This window comes from Phormidium tenue FACHB-1050, assembly GCF_014696925.1.
In the GTDB taxonomy this organism is placed as follows: domain Bacteria; phylum Cyanobacteriota; class Cyanobacteriia; order Pseudanabaenales; family Pseudanabaenaceae; genus Pseudanabaena.
This window is the reverse complement of the sequence record NZ_JACJQY010000009.1, coordinates 83,972-109,916: the sequence shown is the minus strand read 5'-3', so window position 1 is coordinate 109,916 and position 25,945 is coordinate 83,972. Positions and strand designations below refer to the sequence as shown.

28 protein-coding genes are annotated in these 25,945 nt (G+C 42.8%); 17 read left to right on the top strand and 11 right to left on the bottom strand.

What is annotated here, in order from left to right:
• Positions 1 to 123: 123 nt before the first annotated feature.
• Complete coding sequence (gene hisA, locus H6G05_RS08160; protein ID WP_190577696.1) at positions 124 to 888, top strand: 1-(5-phosphoribosyl)-5-[(5-phosphoribosylamino)methylideneamino]imidazole-4-carboxamide isomerase; 765 nt, start codon at positions 124 to 126, stop codon at positions 886 to 888.
• Positions 889 to 919: 31 nt separating this feature from the next.
• On the opposite strand, the gene H6G05_RS08155 is transcribed toward hisA, so the two are convergent.
• Both H6G05_RS08155 and H6G05_RS08150 read right to left on the bottom strand, forming a co-directional pair.
• Complete coding sequence (locus H6G05_RS08155; RefSeq protein ID WP_190577695.1) at positions 920 to 2,773, bottom strand: C39 family peptidase; 1,854 nt, start codon at positions 2,771 to 2,773, stop codon at positions 920 to 922.
• Between the two features lie 6 nt (positions 2,774 to 2,779).
• Positions 2,780 to 3,016 (bottom strand): hypothetical protein, encoded by a 237-nt coding sequence (locus H6G05_RS08150; protein WP_190577694.1) that lies wholly within the window; start codon positions 3,014 to 3,016, stop codon positions 2,780 to 2,782.
• A gap of 124 nt (positions 3,017 to 3,140) precedes the next feature.
• On the opposite strand from H6G05_RS08150, the gene H6G05_RS08145 reads away from it, so the two are divergent.
• The 4 genes from H6G05_RS08145 to H6G05_RS08130 all read left to right on the top strand — a co-directional run bounded on the left by H6G05_RS08145 (position 3,141) and on the right by H6G05_RS08130 (position 7,233).
• Positions 3,141 to 3,335, top strand: a complete 195-nt coding sequence (locus H6G05_RS08145; RefSeq protein ID WP_190577693.1) for a translation initiation factor IF-2 — start codon at positions 3,141 to 3,143, stop codon at positions 3,333 to 3,335.
• 102 nt (positions 3,336 to 3,437) lie between these two features.
• Positions 3,438 to 3,935, top strand: coding sequence for a photosystem II cytochrome c-550 (gene psbV / locus H6G05_RS08140; protein ID WP_190577692.1), 498 nt, complete (start codon positions 3,438 to 3,440; stop codon positions 3,933 to 3,935).
• Positions 3,936 to 4,082: 147 nt separating this feature from the next.
• Positions 4,083 to 4,457 carry a plastocyanin gene (gene petE, locus H6G05_RS08135; protein WP_199310381.1) on the top strand — a complete coding sequence of 125 codons (375 nt, stop codon included), beginning with the start codon at positions 4,083 to 4,085 and terminating at the stop codon, positions 4,455 to 4,457.
• Between the two features lie 175 nt (positions 4,458 to 4,632).
• Complete coding sequence (locus tag H6G05_RS08130; RefSeq protein ID WP_190577691.1) at positions 4,633 to 7,233, top strand: dual OB domain-containing protein; 2,601 nt, start codon at positions 4,633 to 4,635, stop codon at positions 7,231 to 7,233.
• Between the two features lie 39 nt (positions 7,234 to 7,272).
• Here H6G05_RS08130 and H6G05_RS25595 read toward each other — a convergent pair whose 3' ends face one another.
• Positions 7,273 to 7,401, bottom strand: a complete 129-nt coding sequence (locus H6G05_RS25595) for a hypothetical protein (protein WP_277874747.1) — start codon at positions 7,399 to 7,401, stop codon at positions 7,273 to 7,275.
• Between H6G05_RS25595 and H6G05_RS08125 the strand changes: the two genes are divergently transcribed.
• Both H6G05_RS08125 and H6G05_RS08120 read left to right on the top strand, forming a co-directional pair.
• A complete protein-coding gene (locus H6G05_RS08125; RefSeq protein ID WP_190577690.1) occupies positions 7,400 to 7,618 on the top strand; it encodes a hypothetical protein in 219 nt (72 codons plus the stop codon). The two genes, H6G05_RS25595 and H6G05_RS08125, sit on opposite strands and share 2 nt — an antisense overlap.
• Positions 7,615 to 8,022 (top strand): putative toxin-antitoxin system toxin component, PIN family, encoded by a 408-nt coding sequence (locus H6G05_RS08120; protein ID WP_190577689.1) that lies wholly within the window; start codon positions 7,615 to 7,617, stop codon positions 8,020 to 8,022. Before H6G05_RS08125 ends, H6G05_RS08120 begins: the two co-directional genes overlap by 4 nt.
• 24 nt (positions 8,023 to 8,046) lie before the next feature.
• Here H6G05_RS08120 and H6G05_RS08115 read toward each other — a convergent pair whose 3' ends face one another.
• The 5 genes from H6G05_RS08115 to H6G05_RS25310 form a co-directional block, all read right to left on the bottom strand.
• Positions 8,047 to 8,271, bottom strand: a complete 225-nt coding sequence (locus H6G05_RS08115) for a DUF433 domain-containing protein (protein ID WP_190577688.1) — start codon at positions 8,269 to 8,271, stop codon at positions 8,047 to 8,049.
• Positions 8,272 to 8,361: 90 nt separating this feature from the next.
• Positions 8,362 to 8,490, bottom strand: coding sequence for a hypothetical protein (locus H6G05_RS25590; protein ID WP_277874746.1), 129 nt, complete (start codon positions 8,488 to 8,490; stop codon positions 8,362 to 8,364).
• 3 nt (positions 8,491 to 8,493) lie between these two features.
• A complete protein-coding gene (locus H6G05_RS08110; protein ID WP_242025331.1) occupies positions 8,494 to 8,832 on the bottom strand; it encodes a helix-turn-helix domain-containing protein in 339 nt (112 codons plus the stop codon).
• Entirely contained in the window at positions 8,822 to 8,974 is a 153-nt protein-coding gene (locus H6G05_RS25970; protein WP_408962468.1) for a type II toxin-antitoxin system RelE/ParE family toxin, read from the bottom strand. The genes H6G05_RS08110 and H6G05_RS25970 overlap by 11 nt, the downstream gene beginning before the upstream one ends.
• 7 nt (positions 8,975 to 8,981) lie before the next feature.
• The gene (locus H6G05_RS25310; protein WP_242025336.1) at positions 8,982 to 9,155 is read right to left on the bottom strand and encodes a hypothetical protein; all 174 of its coding nucleotides are present in this window, start codon (positions 9,153 to 9,155) and stop codon (positions 8,982 to 8,984) included.
• A gap of 78 nt (positions 9,156 to 9,233) precedes the next feature.
• On the opposite strand from H6G05_RS25310, the gene H6G05_RS08100 reads away from it, so the two are divergent.
• From H6G05_RS08100 to galT, 4 genes are all read left to right on the top strand, one after another.
• Positions 9,234 to 9,404: a hypothetical protein gene (locus H6G05_RS08100; protein WP_176453058.1), complete on the top strand. Its 171-nt coding sequence runs from the start codon at positions 9,234 to 9,236 to the stop codon at positions 9,402 to 9,404.
• Complete coding sequence (locus tag H6G05_RS08095) at positions 9,383 to 10,237, top strand: Tab2/Atab2 family RNA-binding protein (RefSeq protein ID WP_190577687.1); 855 nt, start codon at positions 9,383 to 9,385, stop codon at positions 10,235 to 10,237. The genes H6G05_RS08100 and H6G05_RS08095 overlap by 22 nt, the downstream gene beginning before the upstream one ends.
• 42 nt (positions 10,238 to 10,279) lie before the next feature.
• Complete coding sequence (locus tag H6G05_RS08090; protein WP_190577686.1) at positions 10,280 to 11,809, top strand: sensor domain-containing diguanylate cyclase; 1,530 nt, start codon at positions 10,280 to 10,282, stop codon at positions 11,807 to 11,809.
• A 132-nt stretch (positions 11,810 to 11,941) separates the two neighbouring features.
• Positions 11,942 to 12,952 (top strand): galactose-1-phosphate uridylyltransferase, encoded by a 1,011-nt coding sequence (gene galT, locus H6G05_RS08085; protein WP_190577685.1) that lies wholly within the window; start codon positions 11,942 to 11,944, stop codon positions 12,950 to 12,952.
• Between the two features lie 229 nt (positions 12,953 to 13,181).
• On the opposite strand, the gene H6G05_RS08080 is transcribed toward galT, so the two are convergent.
• Positions 13,182 to 14,087, bottom strand: a complete 906-nt coding sequence (locus H6G05_RS08080; protein ID WP_242025329.1) for a S1C family serine protease — start codon at positions 14,085 to 14,087, stop codon at positions 13,182 to 13,184.
• Position 14,088: 1 nt separating this feature from the next.
• Here H6G05_RS08080 and H6G05_RS25305 point away from each other — a divergent pair, with 1 nt between their 5' ends.
• The 5 genes from H6G05_RS25305 to adhE all read left to right on the top strand — a co-directional run bounded on the left by H6G05_RS25305 (position 14,089) and on the right by adhE (position 20,904).
• Positions 14,089 to 14,340, top strand: a complete 252-nt coding sequence (locus H6G05_RS25305) for a hypothetical protein (protein ID WP_242025328.1) — start codon at positions 14,089 to 14,091, stop codon at positions 14,338 to 14,340.
• Between the two features lie 87 nt (positions 14,341 to 14,427).
• Positions 14,428 to 14,958 (top strand): hypothetical protein, encoded by a 531-nt coding sequence (locus tag H6G05_RS08075; protein WP_190577683.1) that lies wholly within the window; start codon positions 14,428 to 14,430, stop codon positions 14,956 to 14,958.
• Positions 14,959 to 15,149: 191 nt separating this feature from the next.
• Positions 15,150 to 17,378, top strand: coding sequence for a formate C-acetyltransferase (pflB, locus tag H6G05_RS08070; RefSeq protein ID WP_190577682.1), 2,229 nt, complete (start codon positions 15,150 to 15,152; stop codon positions 17,376 to 17,378).
• 55 nt (positions 17,379 to 17,433) lie between these two features.
• On the top strand, positions 17,434 to 18,174 hold the full coding sequence (gene pflA, locus H6G05_RS08065; RefSeq protein WP_190577681.1) for a pyruvate formate-lyase-activating protein: 741 nt from the start codon (positions 17,434 to 17,436) through the stop codon (positions 18,172 to 18,174).
• A 108-nt stretch (positions 18,175 to 18,282) separates the two neighbouring features.
• Positions 18,283 to 20,904 (top strand): bifunctional acetaldehyde-CoA/alcohol dehydrogenase, encoded by a 2,622-nt coding sequence (adhE, locus tag H6G05_RS08060; protein WP_322096342.1) that lies wholly within the window; start codon positions 18,283 to 18,285, stop codon positions 20,902 to 20,904.
• 103 nt (positions 20,905 to 21,007) lie between these two features.
• Here the strand turns inward: adhE and lpxA are convergent, their stop codons facing one another.
• Positions 21,008 to 21,850 carry an acyl-ACP--UDP-N-acetylglucosamine O-acyltransferase gene (lpxA, locus tag H6G05_RS08055; protein WP_190577679.1) on the bottom strand — a complete coding sequence of 281 codons (843 nt, stop codon included), beginning with the start codon at positions 21,848 to 21,850 and terminating at the stop codon, positions 21,008 to 21,010.
• Between the two features lie 95 nt (positions 21,851 to 21,945).
• On the bottom strand, positions 21,946 to 24,900 hold the full coding sequence (locus H6G05_RS08050) for a response regulator (protein ID WP_190577678.1): 2,955 nt from the start codon (positions 24,898 to 24,900) through the stop codon (positions 21,946 to 21,948).
• 82 nt (positions 24,901 to 24,982) lie between these two features.
• Between H6G05_RS08050 and thyD the strand changes: the two genes are divergently transcribed.
• Positions 24,983 to 25,906: a thylakoid membrane protein ThyD gene (gene thyD / locus H6G05_RS08045; RefSeq protein ID WP_322096340.1), complete on the top strand. Its 924-nt coding sequence runs from the start codon at positions 24,983 to 24,985 to the stop codon at positions 25,904 to 25,906.
• The last annotated feature ends 39 nt before the right edge of the window (positions 25,907 to 25,945 follow it).

Sequence of the window (25,945 nt, the reverse complement as noted above, 5' to 3'; positions counted from 1 at the left end):
GCGCCATCAAAAACTGGTTCCTGATCTTACGGTAAAGCCATAAATTTGTTTTTCCTAGATTTGTACTATACCGCGATCGCTAAATCTAGCTAAAATAAGCTTCTGGGATCGTAGGTAAAAATTATGGATGTAATTCCCGCAATTGATATTTTAGATGGACGCTGCGTTAGGCTCTATCAGGGGGATTATCAACAATCAGAAGTATTTGGTGAAGACCCTGTAGAGGTTGCCCAACGCTGGTACAGTCAAGGCGCTAAGTATTTGCATGTAGTTGATTTGGATGGTGCAAAGGAAGGCAAGCCCAAAAACTTGAAGGTAATCGAGGCGATCGCCCGTTCAATTCCAATGCGTGTGCAGATGGGTGGTGGCTTACGCGATCGCGCAAGTATCGTTTCAGTGCTGAACTCTGGCGTGAGTCGAGTGATCTTAGGAACGGCAGCGGTGGAGAGTTCGCAATTGATTGCCGAGATTTGTGCAGAATTTCCTGAGCAAATCATGATTGGCATTGATGCCCGTGATGGCAAGGTGGCGACCAGAGGCTGGCTGGAAACCTCAGAGATAATGGCAGTGGATCTTGCCAAACGGATGACTTCTGTGGGTATCGCAGGAATTATTTACACGGATATTCATCGCGATGGCACGATGCAAGGACCCAATATCGAAGCACTGCGTCAACTTGCCGAAAATGTTGATGTGCCTGTGATTGCGTCAGGTGGGGTTAGCTCGATTACGGATTTACTAAATTTGGTATCCCTAGAGTCTGTGGGTGTGACAGGGGCGATCGTTGGTAAAGCGATTTATACGGGTGATATTCAACTTAAAGAAGCGATTCGGGCTGTTGGTAACGGACGTTGGCAAGATGTAATCGATGGATCGGCGATCGCCTAATTAAAAGGAGTCGCAAAGCGACTCCTTTTAATTAGCGGGGCAAAATGAAATGCGCCCAGACATCGCCATCAACACCACACATGTCGCGCATGTAAACATAGGGATAGCGCAAACTTTTCCCCTCAGTCTGGCGATAGCCTGTGAGGGCGTTGCCATAGGGATCGTGGACAATGTAGCCAAATTCATCGAAGCCAATAATACAAATGATATGTCCGCCGTGGGTGAAGTAGCCACCGATCACAACGGGGCGATTTTCGATGAGTTCTTGTTTGATTTGTGACCATGTGCGAGTTGTACTAAAGCCCCCACCAAAGCCATAGGCTTGATACAGCTTTTGCATAACTGAATTGTCAGTACGCGCTTGTCTACCGTAGCGATCGATGATCCATTGATATAACTCATCCTCTAGTTGTTGGCGGGGATTGCGCGATCGCCTGCCATGAAAAGCTAACACCATCGCGATCGAAGTAACATTGCAAGTTACAAAAGGATCACGGGGATTATCTAATTGCGAAAAATAGGGAACACCTAAAACCTTGCGCTTGGGCGTAAACTCGATCGCCCTATTGCCTTGCCTGAGATTGACATGCCCCGCAAATACAAATCCAGACTTTCCTAGGGGTGGTACGTCTTCATTTAAAGTGACTTGAAAATGGATGTCGGTGAGACTATAGCTATCTACCCCAAAAACATCGCTTGCGGTGAGAGGTGCTAACTCACTAGCTGTTAACTGGCGCGAATCGATGGGGCGTTTTTTGAGTACCGTATTTTGTCTAATGGTCAGCGTTTTCATATCTGGATCAAAGGCGATCGCTTTGCCATTTTTGGTAATGCTGACATGTCGCGCATAGAAAAAGCCCACATCGCCAATGGGCGCGACATCTGAAGTAAACTTCACGCGAAAATGACCATTAACCGCAGCATAGCCACTAATCGGATAGGTCGTACCCGCCTTGACCATGATTTTTTGCGAGTTGGAGAGTCTACTTGCATCCTGTGAAGATGCTTTCAAAAAAGTGTCAGTGATCACCGTGGCGATCGCGCCCTTGATCTGAATATTGCTAACATCCTCAGGATCAGCAAAATCGAGGGATTCACCTAGTTTTGATAATTCGACATGGGGCAGAAAAAAGAACCCATCCTGTCCAACGGGGGCTAGCGGTTGCGCTAGTTTGACTCGAATATGGTTATCTGCGATCGTGTAATCCCCATTTAACAAAAACTCTGTGCCTGCTTTTACCTCGACTTTTTGAGTAAAGGGCAAAGCTTGTGAAGCTGCTGTAGAAATCTTGAAAATCGTGTTTTGCTTGACTGTGAGCGTAATTGGCGCAATCAAATCCACATGCAGTCCATAGAAATAACCAAATTCTCCGACAGGGGCGATCGGCTGCTTGAGCAAAACCTTAATATGTCCATCAACAGCACCATAACGCAACACTTCAAAGGTTTGCCCAGCCATCACTTCGACCTTTGCATTGGGTGGTAAGGTCGAAGAATCCGCAGGTGAGGTTTTGAAGAGAGTCCCTTGCTTGGTGACCAGTGAAATTGTCGGCAGCTTGACTAAAATATTGACGATTAACTCTGCCAAAAGTTGATTGTTTGCGCCTATAGCCCTTACCCGTAAGTATGTCGCTGAGGCATTGGGCAAACCCGCCGCAATTTTTGCTTGCCAAGTTCCTGTTGTGGTATTAAGTTGCACCGCAACGGTAGCCTCGTTGGGTAAGGTGACCAGAATCTGTGAAACTTGCGAAAAATCTGCTGTTCCTGCGATCGCAATTTCACGATTGATCAGCACTTCGTCAGGTGCTTGGGTAACAGCGATCGCTGCCTTAACTACAACATCAACAGGTAAATCAACAGGTGAATTATTAGAAGCGTCTGTCATTGTTGTTCACTGTTTACTACTGTCTTTATTATCTAACAGCGCTTCGCGCTCAGACCCAAACCAAGAAAATTTTTGAAAGTGTTGCTTTGCAACACTTTCAAAAATTTTCTTGTGGTTCGTTTGCTCGTTAATTGCAAGAGTTAGCAAAACCCAAGAAGCGAGTGGCGGCGCTTCGCGCCGCCACTCGCTTCTTGGGTTTTGGGTTGTAAGAAAAACTTGCTTTGCTATATAAGTTAAAGCCATTTTAGTTAAGCCCTAAAAAGTAAAGGCGGCGCATCGCACCGCCTTTACTTTTTAGGTTTTGTCTCCCCTTTGCATGAGAAAATAGCACAAACGTCTCTAGAATTAACTAGATAAGAGTATTGTTATGGGCTTTGCTGATTATTCGATCACTGAGATCGCGGAAGACTACAAACTCACCGTTGAGTCTGTTTTTAAATTATGCGATCGCCTTGGGATTGCATACCAAGATGCCGAAACCAAACTCGCTTTGGAAGACGCAAAAGCCGTAATCATGGCATCCGAAGCCCAAAATTCTAAAATCTCTTCCAAAAATCCCTAAAAAATCTAAAGAGTAATCGCGATCGCAAAATCGCAATAAATCTTTGAGATTAGGTTAAATTCTTTTAGATAAACTTAGATAAATTAAGTTATGTCCGTAATTATGAACAAAAATTCTTTTAAATATTTAGCGGTGGCGATCGCATTCGTAATGCTAGCCTTCCAGCTTTTTACTTCCAGTGTCAGCGCCGCCGATATTCCCATCGAACTGCGGACTGTTCCCCTTAACGAAACTACCAATATTGTCTTGACTCAAAAAGACATTTCTAAGGGCAAGAAATTATTCTCTAATGCCTGTGCTACTTGTCACCTTGGCGGTGCAACTTTTACCAATCCTAACGTTAACCTTTCTCCCGAATCCTTGGCTGGAGCTAATCCTGTCCGTAACAACGTTCTCGGTTTGGTGGATTTCATGAAGAAGCCTACTACCTATGATGGCGTAACTGAAATCTATGACGTTCACCCAAGTCTCAAGAGTACCGATCTTTTCCCCACCATGCGTGGACTTACCGACAATGACCTCAAGCTAATTGCAGGTTATATCCTCTACGAACCTAAGGTCAAAGGTATCGGCTGGGGCGGCGGCAAGGTATATTATTAAACTAGAAATCTGTGCTTTTAGTCGAGTCACGGTCTAGTTAAATAAAAAGCTAATTTTATTAGCTTTTTCTCTACGTGTTTTAGTTGCTTTAGTTCGAGTCGAGTCGAATTAGTGCAGGTCAAGTTGAATTTTAGTCGGTAGTTAATTATGAATATTTCTTCCTTTGCGAAAAAGCTAGGTCTAGCGATCGCTAGCCTTTTGTTTGTTGTTGGTAGCTTGTTCATCACTGCTTCTCCTGCGTCGGCGGATACCGTCACTGTGAAGATGGGTTCTGATGGTGGTCAGCTAGTATTTGATCCTAAGGTAGTCACAATCAAAGTTGGCGACACTGTTAAATGGGTTAATAACAAAGCTTTCCCTCACAACATTGTGTTTGATGGTCATGAAGAACTTTCTCACAAGAAGTTAGCTCAAAAGCCTAAGGCTGAGCTAGAGTCCACCTTCAATGAAGCTGGTGAATTTGCTTACTACTGCTCTCCTCACCGTGGTGCTGGTATGGCAGGCAAAGTGGTTGTCCAATAGTCCAATTAATAACTGAGCTTATTTGACAAAAAAGAGGAGCAAACATTGTTTGCTCCTCTTTTTTGTTTGAGTTTATTTGTACACGAGCGATCGCTTTGAGGTAATCGATGTGGACTATCATCCTATCTAAATGTCATAATTATCAAAGGTAGCTTTCCAGAAAATTTCATTCAGCATGATTAACTGTCTTTGTCTTGCTTGCGATCGCTTAAACCCAATAACAACCAAATTTTGTACTCAATGCGGCGCTAAGTTACAAATTCAAGAGCGTTATCGCGCTTTGAAGGTAATTGGACAGGGGGGATTTGGTAAGACTTTCTTGGCTCAGGATGAGTCGAAGCCATCACAGCCGCGTTGTGTGATTAAGCAATTTGCTTTTGAAACGATTAATCCTAATGCGAGTCAAGGAACTTTGGATGTCGCAGTCAGGTTATTTGAGCAGGAGGCAAAGCGGCTCGATGATTTGGGTAAGCATCCCCAAATTCCTGAACTTCTATCTTTTACAATTCATGAGGGGAAGCAGTACCTCATCCAAGAGTTTATCGATGGTGAGACTTTGGAGCAGGAACTAGCGCGAGTTGGTGCTTTTAGTGAGCAGCAGGTGCGGGATGTGTTGGTGGAGGTGCTGCAAATTTTGGAGTTTGTGCATGGCAAGTCGGTAATTCATCGCGATATTTCGCCAGACAATATTATTCGGCGGCGCAGTGATCAAAAGTTGGTGCTGGTAGATTTTGGGGCGGCAAAGCACGCAACGGCGACGTTATTGGCAAAGACGGGGACGGGCATCGGAAAGCCGAGTTATGGCGCTCCTGAGCAAATGTTGGGTAAGTCGGTGTTTCAGAGTGATTTGTTTGGGTTGGGCGTGACTTGTTTGCATTTGCTCACGAATGTGGAACCGTTTACGCTCTATGACGTTTTGGAAAATGAATATCAATGGCAACAGTTTTTGCATGGAAGAACCGTTAGCGATAATTTTGGGAAGTTATTGGATCGACTTACTGCTTATAGGGTAAAGGAAAGACCAACTTCTGCTACAGAGATTTTGCAGGAATTAGGTATTAGACAGGTGGTCTCAATTACTGGCAATACTTCTGGCTTCTATAGTTTTAAAGCGTCAGAATTAAAAACACAGAATCGAGTATCAATTTCTACTACTCCAAATCAACAAACAGCAAAAACAATATCTTCTAATAATCTTGGAACAAGACAAATAATTTGTCTGGAAAATTCTTGGAAAGAGACAGAACGCTGTATATCTGGAATTGACATTAAAACTGGTAAATGGGTACGTCCCGTATGTGATGATTTGTACCCTGAAGATGGTCGAGTTTCACGAGAAATTAGACTTATACAAGGAAGAGAACCAGAGTTACTAGACATATTAGAAATTCCTCTAGCTAATACAGGCAAAGACTTTGGATTTCAATCAGAAAACATTTCAATCTCATCTGGTAAATGGAAATTATTAGGAAAAGCAAGTCCAAGCGATCTACTTGCTTATTATAAAGACTTTCCTTATATACTTCATAACTCTTTAAAATATGTTAGTCCTTCTGAGATAAAAGCTTTGCCAGCAGAGAAACGTCATACTGTACAACTAGTTCAGCCTAAAAAATTTTCTGTGTTCTCTAGTGGAAATAGTAACCGAAAATGGAAAGGTTCAATTGAACTTGCTAATGGTCAAACATCAGAAAATATGACCATTACAGATCCAGTTTTTATTAAGAAGCTAGATGAAGGTTATTTACCCAATGAAAACTGTCTTGTAGTCGTAAGTTTAAATATGCCTTGGGCAGCTCCAGACTGGAAAGGCGAGAAGCGTTGCTGGAAATTAATTGCAAGCGTAATTGATCTAACAAATAATAAGTCTTCGCCTAAGTCCTCACCAAATCCAATTAATGCTACTCCAACAATAAAACAAACTATTCCTAAATGGCTGAAAATAGGTAGCTTTGTATCTATTCCAGATTACGCTCAAGGTATTGGACAGATTATTGATATGGATGACCAACGACTGATTGCAAGGTTTGATGGATATTCGATACCTATACAAGTCACTGATTGGCAAAAAATATTACAAGATGGAAGAATATTTTCAGTTGTACAAACTAAAGTAAATCAGTCTAATAATATACCTGCTAAAAATAATAGAGTAAGTTCAATATCTTCTACAGTAAATTCTAATCAAACAATTTTACAAAAAGAAAACTATAGAATTTACCCTGCTACTCGCCCCAATGCTGGACATATCCCAACAGTTAAATTTTGGAATCACATTTTTCCATCAATTTTATTGGTGTCTATAGATATATTTGTTGGCAGTAATTTCATTGTTTATGTTGCGGCTTTGTGGATAGGTGTTTGGATACGCCATAAGTTGTTTTATAAAAAATTTAGTATGTCTATTGTTTGTCGTGCTAAAGGCTGGCAAATTAGTAAAGGCAGAGAAATTAAAATTAATAGTCACTTGATAGGAGCAGGAGAGGATGAGCTATATAACAAAATTTTAAATTCGGAGCTAGAAGTATTACGTCAAGTTAAAATTGACAAATACTATAAGGCTGATTTCATATGTTTCAATCATGAATCTAAAAAATTATGCGTTGTAGAAGTAGACGGGCATCAACATTTTAATGATCAGGAACAAATTGATAAAGATAATCTTAGAATGAGTCAAATTGCTAATCTTGGAGTTCCTACTATTCGATTTTTTAATGAATATGCAAAGAAGAATCCAATGGTTTGTACTAAATTAATTGCTGATCTCCTTAAATAAATGATTTTACTTTAAGCGATCGCGATTTTTATGGAGAGATTAGCGATCGCCATGAATATTATTTAGACTAAACACGGTGAAGAGCGATAACAACAATGGCAGCAAAAGCGACCAGACGACATTACCCACTTTGCTAAAATAAAGACAACCAATGCTTTTAACTTCCATGCAAGAAGCTATCACTCTAAACTTACCAGCCGATGTCAGAGATTCACTCGAAGCGCGATCGCAGATTGAAGCAATCTCATCTCTCGAACTCATCGAACGCGCAGTTCGCGAATATCTTTTAGTGCGTAGATTGCAAACATTACGCGAAAAAATGCTTAAACAAGCTGACCTGCAAGGTGGATTTACTGATGAAGATATCTTTGAAATGGTGTCATGAGAATAGTTCTTGATACCAATGTTTTAATAGCATCACTGATCTCTAGAGGTAAATGTTATGCACTTGTAGAAAACTCGCTCAAAGTTCATGAAATTATTTCCTCCAAATTTATACTGGATGAACTCGCAGAAAAACTCCAAAAGAAATTCAAGTATAAGACAGAAGATATAAATGAAGCTTTATCAATATTTTGCTCAAAGATGGAAATAGTTATCCCATCTCCATTAGAGCAGCAAGTATGTCGAGATATTGATGATGATTGGATTTTGGCAACAGCTTTGGCAGGTAAAGCTCAATGTATCGTTACGGGAGATAAAGATTTGTTAGCGATTGCCCGATTCGAGAATATTGATATTATTGCCCCTGTAGATTTTCAAGCCTATGAAGAAAGTTCACGGATTTAGGGAAAATTTTTGGGCAAGCACTCATCAAGCAGCACTTTCATAATCATGTGCCAAATAATATTTGATTGATAAATTCAAAAACTTCACTACTTTTTCTTTCTGCACAGTTGGGAAGTCATCTAAAAATTCTTCCAGAGAGTCTCCTGCTTCCAGATAATCAACCAAGTTCTTTACAGGAACTCTAGTTCCCTTAAATATAGGTATTCCAGAGAGAATTTCAGGATCTCTTACAATTAATTGATTTTCCATTTTGTTACCTCAATGTTAGATCTCTCATAATTTAGATCTTACAATGAAAATATGAAATCATGAATATTGTGATTGTGTGGGATTTATTTCTTAGCGATCGCCTTTTTCGTGGAGAGATTTGCGATCGCTAAATAACTTAGCCTTATCTTCGCGCAACCCATTCCCAATATAAAATTTTAGCAACGCATCTATCGACATATCTCGACTTGCCGCAACCATCGCTTAACCTACGCCAGCAATAACCTGTCCAATATCTTGAGGAGTCGCACCAGTCGCCAACATTGCCCTAATCAATAACTCAATAGAAACAGAAGCATCACCATTTTCAGCTTTAGCGATCCGAGGCTGACTAGAACTCATCTTAGAAGCAAGTTCACTTTGAGTCATCAGCTTTTGCCGACGCTCCTTCAAGCTTTGACTAAGAGCCAACTTAATTTCTACCAAAACAGATTCTTCAGGTGTTAACTCTAAAAAATCTGAAACTGTACCGACCTTCCAGCCCTTAGACTCCAAACGTGCTCTTTTATCTAAATCCATCGCATTAATCCTGCTAGTCAGCATCGTATTTACTAAGGCGTTTTTTGCAAACTTCAATCACATTCTTGGGAGTCGCTCTCGTTGATTTGTTAAAAACCTCCACAATTAGAATTGCATCATCATCAATTCGATAAATGATTCTCCAGTTTTTATCAGCATCTCTAATGCGTAACTCATGACAGCCTTCTCCGAATACTTGGCATAGGACGAGAATGAGGTAATCCGAGAGACAATCCTTGCTGCAATTGCCTAAGTAGAACACCTGTTTCTACCCGTATTTCTTGACTGAAAGGCGGAGTCTTAACTTCTCCATGCAGCCACACTAAAGGTTTACTTTGATTGTCCATATTGCTTTATATCACATTTGATATATTAACATGGATTAGCCTTGCACTAAATTCTGAATAACCCCTACTCATCCTAATTTGCTGCACTACTTTGCAGGACTTGCGGAAACAACTGCCTATATTCGCGATCGCCTAGCCAAAATCCCACACCTAAAAAACTCTAGAGGTAGCGATCGCGATAACATGAAAAAAGCCATGTTATACAAAGTCAAGTTAGAAATTAAGTTATGTCGAATATTTGGGAGTTAGATTTTTATTCCCGTCCCTTACTGGATAGCAATAATAAAAAAGTTTGGGAATTGCTGATCTGCGATCGAGATCGCCAGGTTGAATGGGTGCGCGAATGCCCCTCCACAGAAGTGAACTCCGAATGGTTAGCCAAGCAACTCACCGACTGCGTAAACAGCACAGGACAAACTCCGATTAAGATCCGCTTTTTCCGTCCCAGCATGACGAATATTATTATGCGTGGTTGTAAGCTCGCAGGAATCACTGGACAAGCCACTCGTCGCGTATTTACGATGTCAGCTTGGTTAGTGGAGAGAATGGCGAGCATTTATCCTAACCGTGATGGATTTCAAGCCGTTGATCCTAATCCGTTGCCATTGAAAGTATTAGCAGCCCAAGATCCTAAGCCTGTTCCCGACGCACTGACGGGCGAACGGTGGATCTTGGTGTCGCTGAAGGCAGGGGATTTTGCCGAAGCAAAGGAATGGTCGATGGACTTTAGCGAACTGCTTGATATTAGCCATCTTGATCCTGACACAATTATTTCAGGGATTATTATTATTTCGTCAAGGGCGACGGCTCTAGCAGCTTGGATGTCAGGTGTTGATCCTGTATTTATCAAATTTGAGCGCAACTTACTAGGCGATCGCACCCAGATGCAATTAGAAGCAAGTGCTGATGCCCAATGGGTTTTGGCTAATTTGCTAGCACCCAAGGATAAAGAAGCGATCGCCCAAGGAGCCACCTTTGAGAAAGCTAAACAAAATTCTCAGGGATTTCATTTCTTAGCAGTCCAAAAAAATCCTGATGAAGAACATTTTGCGGGATTTTGGATGCTAAAAGAGGTGGTTTAGGCTGTAAAATAAGAAAAGCCTGATAGTTTTACAGGATATTGCATGAAAGGCAATTGGCTATTGCAGAGGGGAATCGCTCAATATATTATTCTGAATCTGTTAGTAGCAATTGCCTATGCTTATGGGGTAAGGATTAGTCATGACTTTGCGACTTTGCCTGGTACAGTCGCTTCTGTTTGGTTTCCTTCAGGGATGACTTTAGCCCTAGTTTATTTACTAGGCGATCGCGTCATTTTAGGCATTATTGGTGGCTCTACCTATGCCCTGACATCAGGTTTACTAAAAATCCCTTCCTTATCGTTTTTTAATCTCGTATTAATTCTGATTGCTTGTGCTTGTGGAAATGTTCTACAGCCCATGATTGCCACCTATCTAATTAAAAGGTTTTCACCCCACAAACAAATCTTTAGTCATGTGAATACAGTTGTCCTATATATTATGGCAGCAGTTTTTGCACCAACTATATCGGCATCGTTTGGGATTACTAGTCTCTGCATATCAGGAATCATCCCATGGACGAGTTATGGCATTAGCTGGATGACTTGGTGGCTCGGTAGTGCACTGCCACATTTAATCTTTACCCCGACTATATTGCTATGGCAAAACCTTTCTTACAAAGAGATCTGGACTAAATCTTGGGAAATAGGTCTGGGACTGAGTATATTTTTAGGTGTTAGTTGGATTGCTTTTGAGAGCGGCTATCCCTTAGCTTATCTATTTCTGCCAATTCTGATTTTCATAGTGTTTCGGTATGGTAGTTTTTTTGCAAGTTTATTAGTGAGTATCGTTTCCCTAATTGCAATTTTAGCTACGGCAAAAAATCATGGACTCTATATTCCCAATGAACCCAATGCATCTTTATTACTATTGCAATCTTTTATGGCAGTGCTGGCTTTGACATCGTTAATCCTTTCGGCAGTCATAGATGAAAAAAATGCAGCCCAGCTATCTCTCAAGCAAGCAATGGAGAATCTTGAATTACAAGTAATTGAGAGAACTACAGAATTACAACGCAGTGAAGATCTTCTCAAACAAGCAAATTTAGAATTAGAAAAGTTGGTGAATATTGATGGATTGACCCAAGTGGGTAACCGTCGCTGTTTTGATGATCGCCTAAAAATGGAATGGGAAAGACTGAGCCGAGATTTACAACCAATCTCTTTGATCTTATTTGATATTGATTATTTCAAACTCTATAACGATCTCTATGGACATCAAATGGGTGATGATTGTCTAACGGCGATCGCCCAAACAGCTAGACAAGTTTTATCTCGTCCTGCCGATTTGGTGGCACGCTATGGAGGTGAGGAGTTTGGAGTGATTTTACCTAATACTGATCTCAAAGGAGCGTTTGTAGTTTCAGAGCAGATTCGCATTGCGATTACCAATCTAGAGTTGGCTCACCAAAATTCGGATATCAACGATATAGTTACGGTTAGTCTTGGCGTGGCTAGTATGTTACCAAGTCTGCATCAAGAGCGATCAGTACTGATTAAGCAAGCCGATATTGCCCTTTATCGTGCTAAACAGCAGGGGCGCAATCAATCTGTAGTTTTCTCTGATGGCGCTTAGCACTCAAGCCTAAGTTAGAGTATTTGAAAGTCTTGCTTCGCAAGACTTTCAAATACTCTAACTTAGCTATAGATCTAGGATTATGTGGTGATTTGCCCTGCCGATTCTAAAACCCTAACCTCGTAAATTGCTATGTCACATCTTCGCCAAAACGTGATTACTAAAGACTGGGTGATTTTTGCCACAGAGAGATCGAAGCGTCCCCATGAATTTGTGCGATCGCATGATGATATTCCTCCAGAATTGCCGATTTATAGACATAGCTGTCCTTTTTGTAAGGGCAATGAAAACCCATCGGAAACCGAATATTTTCGCGTAGAAGATGAACGCGGTTGGCGAGTAAGGATTATCCCTAATAAATATCCTGCGCTTTCTCCCATAGGCGATCGCATTCGTCATAGTGAAGGTATTCATCGCTCGATTACAGGTGTCGGCTATCACGAAGTCTTGATCGAACATCCCGATCACAATGCCACGATCGCCTTAATGGAAATTGATGATGTGATCAATATCCTCAGTGCTTATCGTCAGCGCTATAACGTTATTAGTGAAGATAAGCGCATTGAGAGCATTATCATTTTTAAAAATCATGGTGAGAGTGCAGGGACATCTTTAGAGCATCCCCATTCACAAATTACCGCCACGCCCGTTGTGCCTTCCCAGATTCGCTATCGGATGGTCGAAGCAACTAGTTATTTTGATGATATGGGCGAATGTTTATTCTGCTATACGCTCCGAGACGAGCTAAAGGCAAAGGAGCGAATTGTTTTAGAAACAGAGCATTTTGTCACTTTCATTCCCTATGCGGCACTTTCGCCTTTCCATCTATGGGTATTTCCTCGGAAACATGTTTCCTGCTTTGGTGACATTTCCGAAGCCGAATTAGTGGATCTTGCCTATAGTCTAAAAACAGTTCTAGCTAAGCTTTACTATGGTTTAAATAATCCTGCGTACAATTATACAATTCGCTCTATGCCTACCGATGAGAGGCAATCTGACTATTTCCATTGGTATTTAGCGATCGTGCCGCGTGTAACTAAAGCCGCAGGATTTGAGTTAGGTAGTGGCATGTATATTAATCCAGCGATGCCAGAGGATAGCGCTAAATTCTTACGAGAGATCGATGTATCTTCTCAAATTTAAAAACCTGTGCTGTCTGCTGAAAGTGTGTTTGAGAAGTCAATGTACACACATTTTTGAGCTAAAGCCAATGTTTTAGCCCCCTAAATCCCCCAATTCTGGGGGACTTTAATCTGGTTCCCCCCAGAATTGGGGGGCTAGGGGGGCTAAAGTAAAACTTCTCAAACACGCTTTTCTCTAAAACCGAAAAGAGAAAAGGCGGCGCGAAGCGCCGCCCTTTCTCTTTTCGGTTTTAGAATTTGATTTGATAGTTGGTAATACCTGTAGTTCTGGCTACGGTCAAAAGTGCAACCGATGGACGCTGAGCTAGATAATCAACAATTTGTTTAGCATCGCTGAGCGGTGTGCCATTTAATCCAATCAAGCGATCGCCACGTTTTAAACCCATAAGACTAGCCAGAGAGTTAGGGCGCACTTCATAAACAGTGAGGCTCGCTGGATTGAGAATCACTCCTAATTGAGGTCGTTCCGCCAATGTCGTAGATGGTGGAGCTGAGGCGATCGCTGGAGCCTTGGTCTGGGGAGATAGGGCAGGTGCTGGTTTCGTCTGAGAACTAGGAAGACTGGCGACAGGATTCGGCTTGATGAGCGCCGCGCTACGGGTGAGAAATTCTTTGGCGATGGGGGCGCTTATGGCAAAGCCAATTCCTGTATTGGAGCGTCCATCGGGGCTAAGAATCGCTTTATTTACACCAATCATTTCACCACGAGAGTTGAGCAAGGGTCCCCCAGAATTCCCAGGATTGAGTCTAGCATCGGTTTGTAGATCGCCATTGGTTGCGACACGGCTGAGAATGCCTGTGGTGAGCGTACCTGACAATCCAAAGGGACTACCGATCGCAAATACTCTTTGACCAACCAGAATATTTTCGCGATCGGCAAATGCTAAGGTCGGAAAGCGATCGCTAGAGTTAATCCGCACTAAAGCCAAATCATTTTTGCGATCAACCGTAAGAACCTGTCCGTTATAGGTTTTTCCTTCAGTATTAATAATTTTGACCAGCCCATTTTTTGCGTCACGAATGACATGCTCATTAGTAATTACTAAGCCTTCAGGGGTAATGATGCTGCCTGAGCCAGTGCTATTCGCGGCTTTGATGGTTACTACCGCAGGATTTGCTGACCGATAGACTTCCATTGTGATTTTTTCTTCAGGCTCAAAATCCTTGGGTGCGGCGGATAAGGAGGCGACCCTGCCAAAGCTGGGAATGCTAACTAGTAAGGCGGTTATCACGCTCAAGGCGATCGCTCTGGTTTTCATTGGCTTCTCTGCTGTCCGTATAATTCCTGTTCTGCCAATTTTGACGCGAGTTGCGATCGCACAGTTCCGATTAATGTTTAAGCCATTTGTCGCAGATTACAGCGCTTGGCGCTGTAATCCCAAATTGTGAAGGTGGCGCGAAGCGTCGCCCTCTGTTGTGAATTTAAAGGAGTAGAATATAGATACAAGCAACTTCCTATTAGGAGGTGATGCAATTGTGTTTGGCAAGAACAATCTCCTCAAGTTCTGTGGCGTGATTTTGATAGCTGTCTCTATGGGTTTATTCCTCTCTAATGACAAAGCTAATTCTCAAAATGCGATCGCCACGCTATCAAATGGCAACTATCAGTTTTGTAGTCAACCGAAACCTAATGATTGGCGCAGTGGTGCGGGAGTCTGTTTTAATTTTGTCAAAACAGGCGATCGCGTGGATGGATATTATGGCTACCCCCATACGGATGATTTGATCTGTGTTCGCGGTGAAGTGAGAGGTAGTCTGGTTACAGGCGAAGCTCTAGCAATGTCTTGGGGTGGTAGTCAATGGATGAGTATTCCAAACACTGAATTTAACTGGGATCAAGAAGGGCGCTTGTCTCTCCAAGATGGCAAAATCATTCGTACTGCTATGGATCGAGGTGGAAAGACAGAATGGATTTTGTTTAATGATGCAAAGCTGAATACTGAGGGGTTTTATCAATATCAGCAGTCACTCATGACTTCTCCCACACAACTGTGTAAATGGAAATAATTTACAGCAATTTTCATGACCTAATTAACTCCAAGATTTTGTTGTCATCAAGCGATGTGATGAGTCGATCGCGTAGTTAACTTTTGTAATGACATTAACAGCATTCTCTTGGGAACTTGTAGGTAAATCTATAATGGAATAGAAAGATAAATTGATTTTAATCTTTCGCAAAAAATTTGGAGATTAAAGCAATGTATGTAGAATGGCAGGGCTTTACGGAAGGCAGTTGGACAAGAGAAATTAACGTTAGGGATTTTATCCAAAAGAATTACACTCCCTATGAAGGATCTGCCGAATTTCTAGTTGCGCCAACCGCAAGAACACAGCAGCTTTGGCAGGAAGTCTTGGAACTAATGAAGCTAGAGCGCGAAAAAGGGGTATTGGATGTTGATACAAAGATTCCTACGGCGATCGCGGCACATGATGCTGGATATATTGATCGTGAACTAGAACAAATTGTGGGTTTACAAACTGATAAACCTCTAAAACGCGCCATCATGCCCTATGGCGGTATTCGTGTGGTTAAGGCGGGACTGGAAGCCTATGGTTATCAACTTGATCCCCAAACGGAAGAAGTTTTTACTAAATATCGCAAAACCCATAATGATGGTGTGTTTGACGCTTATACCAGTGAAATGCGAAAGGCAAGGAAATCAGGGATCATCACTGGTTTACCTGATGCCTATGGACGGGGACGGATCATTGGTGACTATCGCCGTGTAGCTTTATACGGGGTCGATCGCCTGATTGATGACAAAAAGACTCAGAAAGAATCTCTCGAATTAGATGTAATGGACGAAGAAACCATTCGTCTGCGTGAAGAACTATCCGAACAAATTCGCGCTTTGTTTGAGCTAAAGGAAATGGCGGCTAAGTATGGCTTTGATATTGGTCGCCCTGCATTGACCGCAAAAGAAGCTGTGCAATGGCTGTATTTTGGCTATCTAGGTGCGGTCAAAGAACAAAATGGGGCTGCGATGTCCCTCGGTCGAGTTTCAACGTTTTTAGACATATATTTCGAGCGAGATTTAAGGAATGGTCTAACCACAGAAATTGAATTGCAAGAACTGATTGACCATTTCGTAATGAAGTTACGCATGGTACGTTTCTTGCGTACTCCTGACTACAACGACTTATTCTCAGGCGATCCCACATGGGTAACCGAAGCGATCGGTGGTATGAGTGCCGATGGTCGGACTTTGGTTACCAAATCTAGTTATCGATTTTTGCATACGCTCTCAAATTTGGGTGCGGCTCCTGAGCCTAACTTAACGGTGCTTTGGTCAGAACATTTGCCTGAAAACTTCAAACAGTTCTGCGCCAAGATTTCCAGCGACACAAGTTCCATTCAGTATGAAAACGATGATCTGATGCGCCCCATCTATGGTGATGACTATGCGATCGCCTGCTGTGTGTCAGTAATGCGAATTGGCAAACAGATGCAATTCTTTGGGGCGAGGGTTAACCTTGCGAAGACTTTGCTCTATGCGATTAACGGTGGTAAAGATGAGAAGTCTGGGGAGCAAGTTGCTCCTAACTTTGCCCCGATCACGGCTGAATATCTCGATTACCAAGAAGTCAATGAACGCTTGCAGCAAATGATGGGCTGGCTTGCTAAGGCGTACATCAATACGCTCAATGTCATTCACTATATGCATGACAGGTATTGCTACGAGCGGATCGAAATGGCGCTACACGATCGCGATGTCTATCGAACGATGGCTTGTGGAATCGCTGGTTTATCTGTGGTGACGGACTCGCTCTCGGCTATTAAACATGCCAAGGTGAAAGTGATTCGCAATGAGCAAGGCTTGGCAGTAGATTACGAAACCGAAGGCGAATATCCTAAATATGGCAATAATGATGATCGCGTAGATAATATGGCGATCGACATCGTGGCAAGGTTCATGAATGAAATTCGCAAACATCCTACCTATCGCCATGCAGTGCCTACTCAATCCGTGCTGACCATTACTTCCAATGTGGTCTATGGCAAGAAAACGGGTAACACTCCCGATGGACGTAGGGCTGGCGAACCCTTTGCTCCTGGAGCTAATCCGATGCATGGACGCGATAGTTGCGGCGCGATCGCCTCGCTTTCATCGGTTGCCAAACTGCCCTACAGCGATTGTCAGGATGGTATCTCGAATACTTTCTCGATTGTGCCAATGGCTCTGGGTAGACAGGAAAGCGATCGCACCAATAATCTGGTTGGTTTGTTAGATGGCTATTTCCATGATGGTGGACATCATATTAATGTGAATGCTCTGGATCGCAATACTTTACTGGATGCGATGGATCACCCTGAGAACTATCCACAACTGACGATTCGGGTTTCAGGCTATGCGGTGAACTTCATTAAGCTCACCCGTGAGCAGCAATTGGATGTGATTAAGCGCACGTTCCACGAACGTGTCTAATCTATAAAGAGTGCTGCAAAGCAGCACTCTTTATAAAAATTACTTAGGAAATTCTATGTCGGGAATTGGACGCATTCACTCAATCGAAACCTTCGGTACAGTGGACGGCCCTGGAATCAGATTTATTGTCTTTACTCAAGGCTGTCCCCTACGCTGTCTCTACTGTCATAATCCAGACTGTCGCAGCGCCCATGATGGCAAAGAAGTCACCGTTGATTATCTAATTGACGAGATCAAAAAATGTAAATCTTTCATTCGCAAAGGTGGCGTAACCGTCAGTGGCGGCGAACCTTTGATGCAGCCTGAATTTACAAGGGAAATATTTAAGCGTTGTCACGAGCTAGGTTTGGATACTGCCCTTGATACATCAGGTTACTGTGCGATCGAGGCAGCAAAATCAGTTCTCGAAGAAACCGACTTGGTTCTGCTGGATATCAAATCCTATATTCCTGAACTCTATTACAAAGTTACCAATGTTTCTATTGAGCCGACGCTAGCTCTAGCAAAGCATCTCAGCGAAATTGGTAAACCAGCATGGATTCGGTTTGTATTAGTGCCACATCTTACAGACAATGAGGAAAACATCACGCAACTTGCTGATTTCATAGCTACTTTGAAAAATATAGAAAGATTGGAAGTGCTGCCATTTCATAAAATGGGGGAATACAAATGGGAGCAGCTAGGCTTGCCCTATTCCCTCAAAGACACACCACCAGCAACACCTGAACTCGTAAAACAGACGGTTGATATATTTCGCGATCGCGGAATTAATGCACTGGGGGCAGTGGGGCTTTAGCTTTTGGCTTTTGGCTTTTTAGTCTGGTAATGGGTAATGGGTGATTGGTGATTGGTAGCGGATTTTTAAGTCTAGTGTGGCTAACAGCTAACGGCTAAAAGCTAAAAAATAAAAAATAAAAATGAGGAGTATTTACAAATGAAAGTCACAAATGTCGAAGAATTGGAATTGTTGATTCAGCGGGTGAAAGTTGCTCAAGCTGAGTTTGCTGCTTTTACCCAAGAGCAGGTCGATCGCATTTTCAAGCAGGCGGCGCTGGCAGCAAATGCTGCGCGAATTCCTCTGGCGAAGGCGGCGGTCAAAGAATCGGGCATGGGTGTGATTGAAGATAAAGCAATCAAGAATCACTTTGCTTCGGAGATGATTTACAACAAGTATAAGAATGATAAAACTTGTGGTGTGATTGAGTCGGACAAGCATTTTGGCTATGAACGTATTGCTGAACCTGTGGGGCTGTTAGCGGGAATTGTGCCTGTCACTAATCCCACTTCTACCACCATCTTTAAGTCTTTGATTGCGCTGAAAACCCGCAACGGAATCATCTTCTCGCCGCATCCCCATGCTAAGGACTGCACGATCGCTGCGGCAAAAATTGTTCTTGATGCAGCCGTAGCCGCAGGTGCGCCTCCCGATATTATTGGCTGGATTGATGAGCCGACCGTACCGCTATCTCAGGCTTTGATGCAAAATCCGAATATCAAATTGATTTTGGCTACGGGGGGACCGGGGATGGTCAAGGCTGCCTATTCTTCAGGACATCCTTCCATCGGTGTTGGTGCGGGAAATACGCCTGCGATCATTGATGAAACCGCGCATATTCAGATGGCAGTAAGTTCGATTATTCTGAGCAAAACCTTTGACAATGGCACGATTTGCGCTTCTGAACAATCAGTAGTAGTAGTTGATGCGATTTATGATGCGGTGAGAGAGGAATTTATCAAGCGTGGTGCATATTTCCTCAATGAAGTAGAGCGTGACCAAATTCGCCAAGTAATTATCAAGGATGGCAGACTGAATGCCGCGATTGTAGGACAGCCAGTGCTAAAGATTGCCGAGGTGGCAGGATTTGAGATTCCTGCAAATACCAGAGTATTGATTGGTGAAGTGGAGAAGATTTCTCAGGATGAACCCTTTGCCTTTGAGAAATTGTCGCCGATCCTTGCGATGTATCGTGCTGAAGATTTCCATGAAGCGGTGGATAAGGCAGAAGCATTGGTTATATTTGGTGGACATGGGCATACTTCGGTGTTGTATACCGCGCCTAATAATCAAGAGCATATTCGCTATTTTGAGAATAAGTTAGAAACTTCGCGAGTGTTAATTAATACACCATCTTCTCAGGGTGCGATCGGTGATCTCTATAACTTCCGACTCGATCCTTCGCTGACACTGGGCTGTGGTAGTTGGGGCGGTAACTCGATTTCCGCAAACGTGACTCCCCATCATTTACTGAATATCAAAACCGCCGCCGAACGACGCGAAAATATGCTCTGGTTTCGCATCCCACCAAAAATTTACTTCAAAGCTGGCTGCTTGCCTGTCGCTTTGCGGGATCTCATGGGTCGAAAACGCGCGTTGATTGTTACCGATCGCCCTTTGTTTGAACTGGGCTTAACTAAAGAAGTCACCGATAGCTTAGAAGAAATCGGTATCGCCCACTATACTTTTTATGATGTCGAACCCGATCCTTCGCTTGCCACAGTCCGCAAAGGTTTAGCGATCTGTAACAGCTTCCACCCTGATGTGATTATTGCCTTTGGTGGTGGTTCGCCAATGGATGCCGCCAAAATCATGTGGCTGATGTACGAACATCCCGATATCGAATTTGAAGGCTTGGCGATGCGATTTATGGATATTCGCAAACGGGTGTATGAACTTCCTCCTTTAGGCGCAAAAGCGATGATGGTGGCAGTTCCCACCACATCGGGAACTGGTTCTGAAGTTACTCCTTTTGCAGTTGTCACCGATGAGAAAACTGGCATTAAGTATCCTCTCGCGGACTATGCCCTAACCCCTAATATGGCGATCGTCGATCCTGAATTGACGATGAATATTCCCAAACGCTTAACGGCTTATGGCGGTATTGATGCCCTCACCCATGCGATCGAGTCTTACGTTTCCGTACTTGCTTCAGAATATACCAATGGCTTAGCCCTCGAAGCGATTCGTTTGTTGTTCAAATATCTACCCAGCGCTTATAACAATGGAGCCAAAGATCCTAAAGCGAGAGAAAAAGTGCATTATGCTGCCACGATCGCAGGGATGGCTTTTGCTAATGCCTTCTTAGGTGTATGTCACTCGATCGCTCACCAATTAGGCGGCACTTGTCATATTGCTCACGGGCTAGCTAACGCGCTGATGATCTCCCATGTGATCCGTTACAACGCCACCGATACGCCCTTTAAGCAAGCGATTTTCTCTCAAAACAAGTATCCCAATAGTAAATGGCGCTATGCCCAGATTGCTAACTATCTAAACTTGGGTGGTGATACCGATGATGAGAAGGTGGAATTATTGATTGCGGCGATCGAAGATCTCAAACGTCAAGTGGATATTCCTGCCACGATTAAAGATGCTCTCTTAGAGCAGGGTACGGGTGAAGAATTTTTCATGACCCATGTAGAAGATATGGCTGATCAGGCGTTTGATGATCAATGTACGGGTGCGAATCCTCGTTATCCCTTAATAGCCGATCTCAAGCAGTTAATGATCCAAGCCTATTACGGCTAATACCAACTCACAAAAGTGTTGTCACACTTTTGTGAGTTGAAAACCAAACCCAGCAAGGGATTAAAGCAAAACTCAAAATGGTGTAGCCATTTTGAGTTTTGCTTTAATCCCGATCTTCTTCGATGCGACTTGCACCTTTTTCATAGAGCTTACAAATACCGCGACGACTATTCTTGATGAAACTACAAAATAATTGAATATCAGGATTATTGGCAAATTCGGGAGCTGACTCTAGAAATTCGATCGCTTGAGTACGATTGCGATCGGACTTATAGATCACCTCATAGGCAGAGAGAATAGAACGGCGGCGATCGTGGCTAAACCCATTGCGACGTAGACCAAGGCGATTGAGGCCAAACACCATATTTGTATCCACAGCCATGCAATAGGGTGGTACATCCATGCCAAGGCGAGTTTGACCACGAATCATCGCATAGGAACCAATGCGCGTGAATTGATGTACTACTGAGTCCCCACCCATAAAGGCATAGTCATGTACTTCCACATAACCCGCTAGCAACACATTATTTACTAAAATTACGCGATCGCCGATCGCACAATTATGAGCTACATGAGCACCTGTAAAAAATAAATTATCATTGCCAATGGTTGTCGCTGAGCCTTCCTTAGTGCCACGATTGACCGTCACATATTCACGCAACACATTGCGATCGCCGATTTCTACAAAACTAACTGCGCCTTTGTAAGAGGTATCCTGAGGCTCCGAGCCAACGATTGCGCCATAGCCAATTTGGTTGTCATTGCCGATCTTAGTATGCCCTGTAATGATTGCTCTAGCGCGAATCTCGCAGCGATCGCCAATCTCCACAAATTCGTCAATAATGACATCGGCTCCGATGGATGTACCCTCACCAATTTTGGCATGGGGATGAACGATGGCGCGAGGATGGATCGTGATATTAGGATTTGGTTTGGTGTTTGGCATTGAAATAGCGGTCTATATGCTGGGGCGCTAGAAAACAATCAATAGTCTATCGCAATCATTGGCAAAGTACCCAGAATTTGAAGGATTCGCCACGCCTACGGCGCGGCGAATGTTGTCAAGACTCCCAATTTATAGAGTCTTTGGACAATTTCTTCTAGCAGTTGAGCGTAACTATAATTAGTCTTTTGCAGGATTTTTTGGAATGATCCACTTAGACGAATGCAGTCTGCATTCGTTAAATCTTTAGCGGTGATAATAATAACTGGAATTGGTGGAGTGTTATATCGCAACCTTAGTAAATGAATTAATTCAAAGCCATCGACATTGGGCATCATCAAATCAAGCAGAATTAACTGCGGCATATGCTTTGTCATTACTTCTAAGGCTTCATGTCCGTCTTGAGCTTCAGAGACAATACAACCCTCTTTTTCTAGCATCCGTTTCAACATTGCTCTAGTATTGAGGTCATCTTCAATTACTAATACTGAAAGCTCAGACTTTTGCTCATTGCGGTATTTATCAATGATCGTAAGCAGGCGATCGCGATCAATCGGCTTAAACAAATAATCATTTGCTCCAATCTCACAGCCTTGATAGATCTCGTCATTATCATTGATTGTCAGCAAAATAATCGGAATTCCAGAAGTTAAAGGTTGTGACTTTAATTCCTTAAGCATTTCCCATCCACTCATAGAGGGAGTTTGCATATCTAAAATAATCGCATCAGGTAAAATTTGGTAGACTAATTTCATGCCATTCTCTCCACTTAGGGATGAGTAGATGGAAACTCCCAAATGATTAAGAGAAGCATGGGTACTTTGATGGATCAACGGATCGTCTGCAATCACTAAAATCGAAGGATGTTTTTGCTGTGGATTATCTGTCTCCTGTGGTAGGGATTGAGGCAACTTTGATAAATTGGGCAAGGAATTTTGTGCATTTTTTTGCGAGTTTTTGGCTACACTTTCGCAATCGACAGGTAAGCAAATCGTGAAAGTCGAACCTATTCCTAATTGACTAGTTACCGTAATATCTCCACTCATCATTTGGCAAAGACGATGACTAATGGCTAGCCCTAGCCCTGTTCCTCCATATTGTCTGGTCGTGGAGCTATCAGCTTGGTTGAAGGGTTGAAACAGTTTTTGCAGATTTTCGGGACTAATGCCTATGCCTGTGTCACTAATCGTGAAGCAGAAAAATTCGCCTTGAATATAATTTTGGCGATTTACCTGAATTTTAATTTCACCTGATTTCGTGAATTTACAGGCATTACTTAAAATGTTTAAGAGAACTTGGCGTAGGCGCGTCATATCGGCGCGAATCTCTCCAAGTTGGAGATCACATTCTATCTCTAGATGATTATTGTTTTTGAGCAACAATGGCTGAATTGTTCTACTGGTATCGAATACCAGCATTGGCACATCAAAATCATCGTAATAAATTTCCAATTTACCAGCTTCAATTTTGGTCATATCCAAAATGTCGTTAATCAAATCTAGGAGATGCTTTCCAGAGCGATGAATTTTTTGGAGATCATCTTCAAAATCATCTAATCCCAATAAAGCTGCATCTTCCTGCAACATCTCGCTATAGCCGATAATCGCATTGAGAGGGGTGCGTAATTCATGGCTCATATTAGCGACAAAGGTGCTTTTAGTGCGATTTGCTTCTAGGGCGCGATCGCGTGCTAGGGCAAGTTCTTCATTCATCAAGCGGAGTGTTTCTTCATCTCGCTTACGGCGCATCAATACCCCCAACTGCATGGCGATCGCCCCAATTAAGCCCACTAATTGCTGATCGCGATCGTTGGGAGATCTGGTAAAAAAAACCATGATGGCGACCACATTAGTGTCGGCACTGACGGGAATTGCCAAACCCGATCGCAAACCACATTCTAAAGCAGGATATTTGCGTAAGAAGTGGGACTCTGCCTCCAGAGAAATGTCCCAAATCCATTCTGGGCGCTGGTTTCCCCAAACTCTTCCTGGAAAACCAATTCCCATGGGGAAAGAGATTCTCTCACTCACCCGACGAAAATCTTCTAAACCCTCAATACTGCTGTACCATGCAGGGCTACATGTCAAAGATTCTTCCCCCGCTGGTATCCATGCTTCGCCATAGTCCCATCCCGTAAATTGACAAATTTTGGTAAGGACTACTTCTAGCGCCGTTTGAAAATCATTAGCAGCACTAATTTCTAAGGTCAAGCATTGTAATAATTGTGATTCTTCTTCAGCCCGCTTGCGCTGGGAAATATCCTGTACAGTACCTTCAAATCCGATTAGATTGCCATCAAAATCCCTGACTGCACGCACATTTTCTGAAATCCAGATTTTTGTGCCATCGCGGCGATAAACCTGCGACTCAAAATTAGAAACCGTGTCATGGGTACGCAAAACATTAATAAATTCTTGACGACGTAATGGGTTGACATAAATCTGATTGGCTATATTCGTGACATTACTAATCAGAGACTCCGTAGAAGGATATCCATAAATCTGGGCAAGCATGGAATTAGCGATCAGATAACGTCCATCAATTGTCGTCTGAAAAATCCCCTCGATCGCATTCTCAAAAATGCTTTGATACCTAGCTTCGGCATTTTCAAGATCGTTACGCAGTTTGGAAGTTCTTAATTGCAATAATTTATAGATTTCGGTCGCCTGTTGGACAACTTCCTCTAATTCTTCTATTTTGTAAGGCTTAGTAATGTATTTAAAAACTTTGGATTGGTTGATTGCTTCCACCAAATCATGCACATCGGTATGAGCGGTCAGAATGATCCGCAATGTGTCAGGATAACGCTCGGCAACTTGACTTAAAAACTCCGTCCCCGACATCATGGGCATTCGCTGATCGGAGACGATCACGGCAATATCTGGCTCCTTGGCTAAGATTGCCAAAGCCTCAAACCCATTCTTAGCCCGCAGGATTAGATGACTTCGATGAAAAATACGTTGAAGTAAGTCTAAGTTGTCTTCTTCATCATCAACGATCAACAGTTTGTTGCGAGACTTTTGGCTTTGTTTATTTTCTGGTGAACTATGCATGTATGTGGTTACGAAGATGTTTTCACATTAAAATAAGCGACTAGTCTTGGGCTGATGTCTCTAGTAATCTAAACAAAAATATATGATGAAGATTGTATTAACGGGTGCTACTGGGTTTGTTGGTGTGAAATTAGTTGAGCGATTACATGCTTTAGGTAATCGCATTGTCGTCTTAGCTCGTAATTCTCAAAAAGCAATCCGTCAATTTCCCCAAGATACTTTTCCCAATGTTGAAGTAATTAGCTACACGCCTTTTAAATTGGGTGATTGGGCGAAGGTGATATCTGGTAGTGATGCGGTAATTAATCTGGCTGGCGAACCCCTCGCTGGTGTGCGTTGGACTGATAAACGTAAGCAAGAAATCCGTGATAGTCGTATTTTAACTACAAAAGTGTTAGTTGAGGCGATCGCCCAAGCCGATGTGAAACCACAGTTATTAATTAGTGGTTCAGCGATCGGTTATTACGGTACAAGTCTAGATAAATCCTTTGACGAATATAGTAATGCAGGTGATGACTTCTTAGCGAATGTTTGCAAGGAGTGGGAAGCTGCTGCCGATGTTGTTACTGGCTTAGGCGTGCGCCTAGTCAAGCTAAGAACGGGAATTGTGTTAGGTATGGGTGGGGCGATCGCCAAAATGTTACCGATTTTTCAAGTTGGTGGTGGCGGCAAAATTGGTACTGGCAAGCAATGGTTTTCATGGATTCATCGCGACGATCTGGTGGAGCTAATCATTTATGCTTTGAGTAATAATCAGATTACAGGCGCACTCAATGGGACTGCTCCTAAAGCTGTCACCAATGAAGATTTTACGGTTGCCTTTGCTAGGGCAATTAAACGTCCTGCCTTTTTGCCTGTTCCTGCGGCGGCGTTGATCTTGGTATTTGGCGAAGGTGCAACGGTATTGCTAGATGGTCAGAGAGTTGTGCCACACAAAGCTGAGATTAATAAATTTGCTTTCCAATATCCAGATATTGATAAAGCACTCGCGCAAATCTTTGCTTAAGACACAAAATGGCTACGCCATTTTGTGTCTACCTGTATC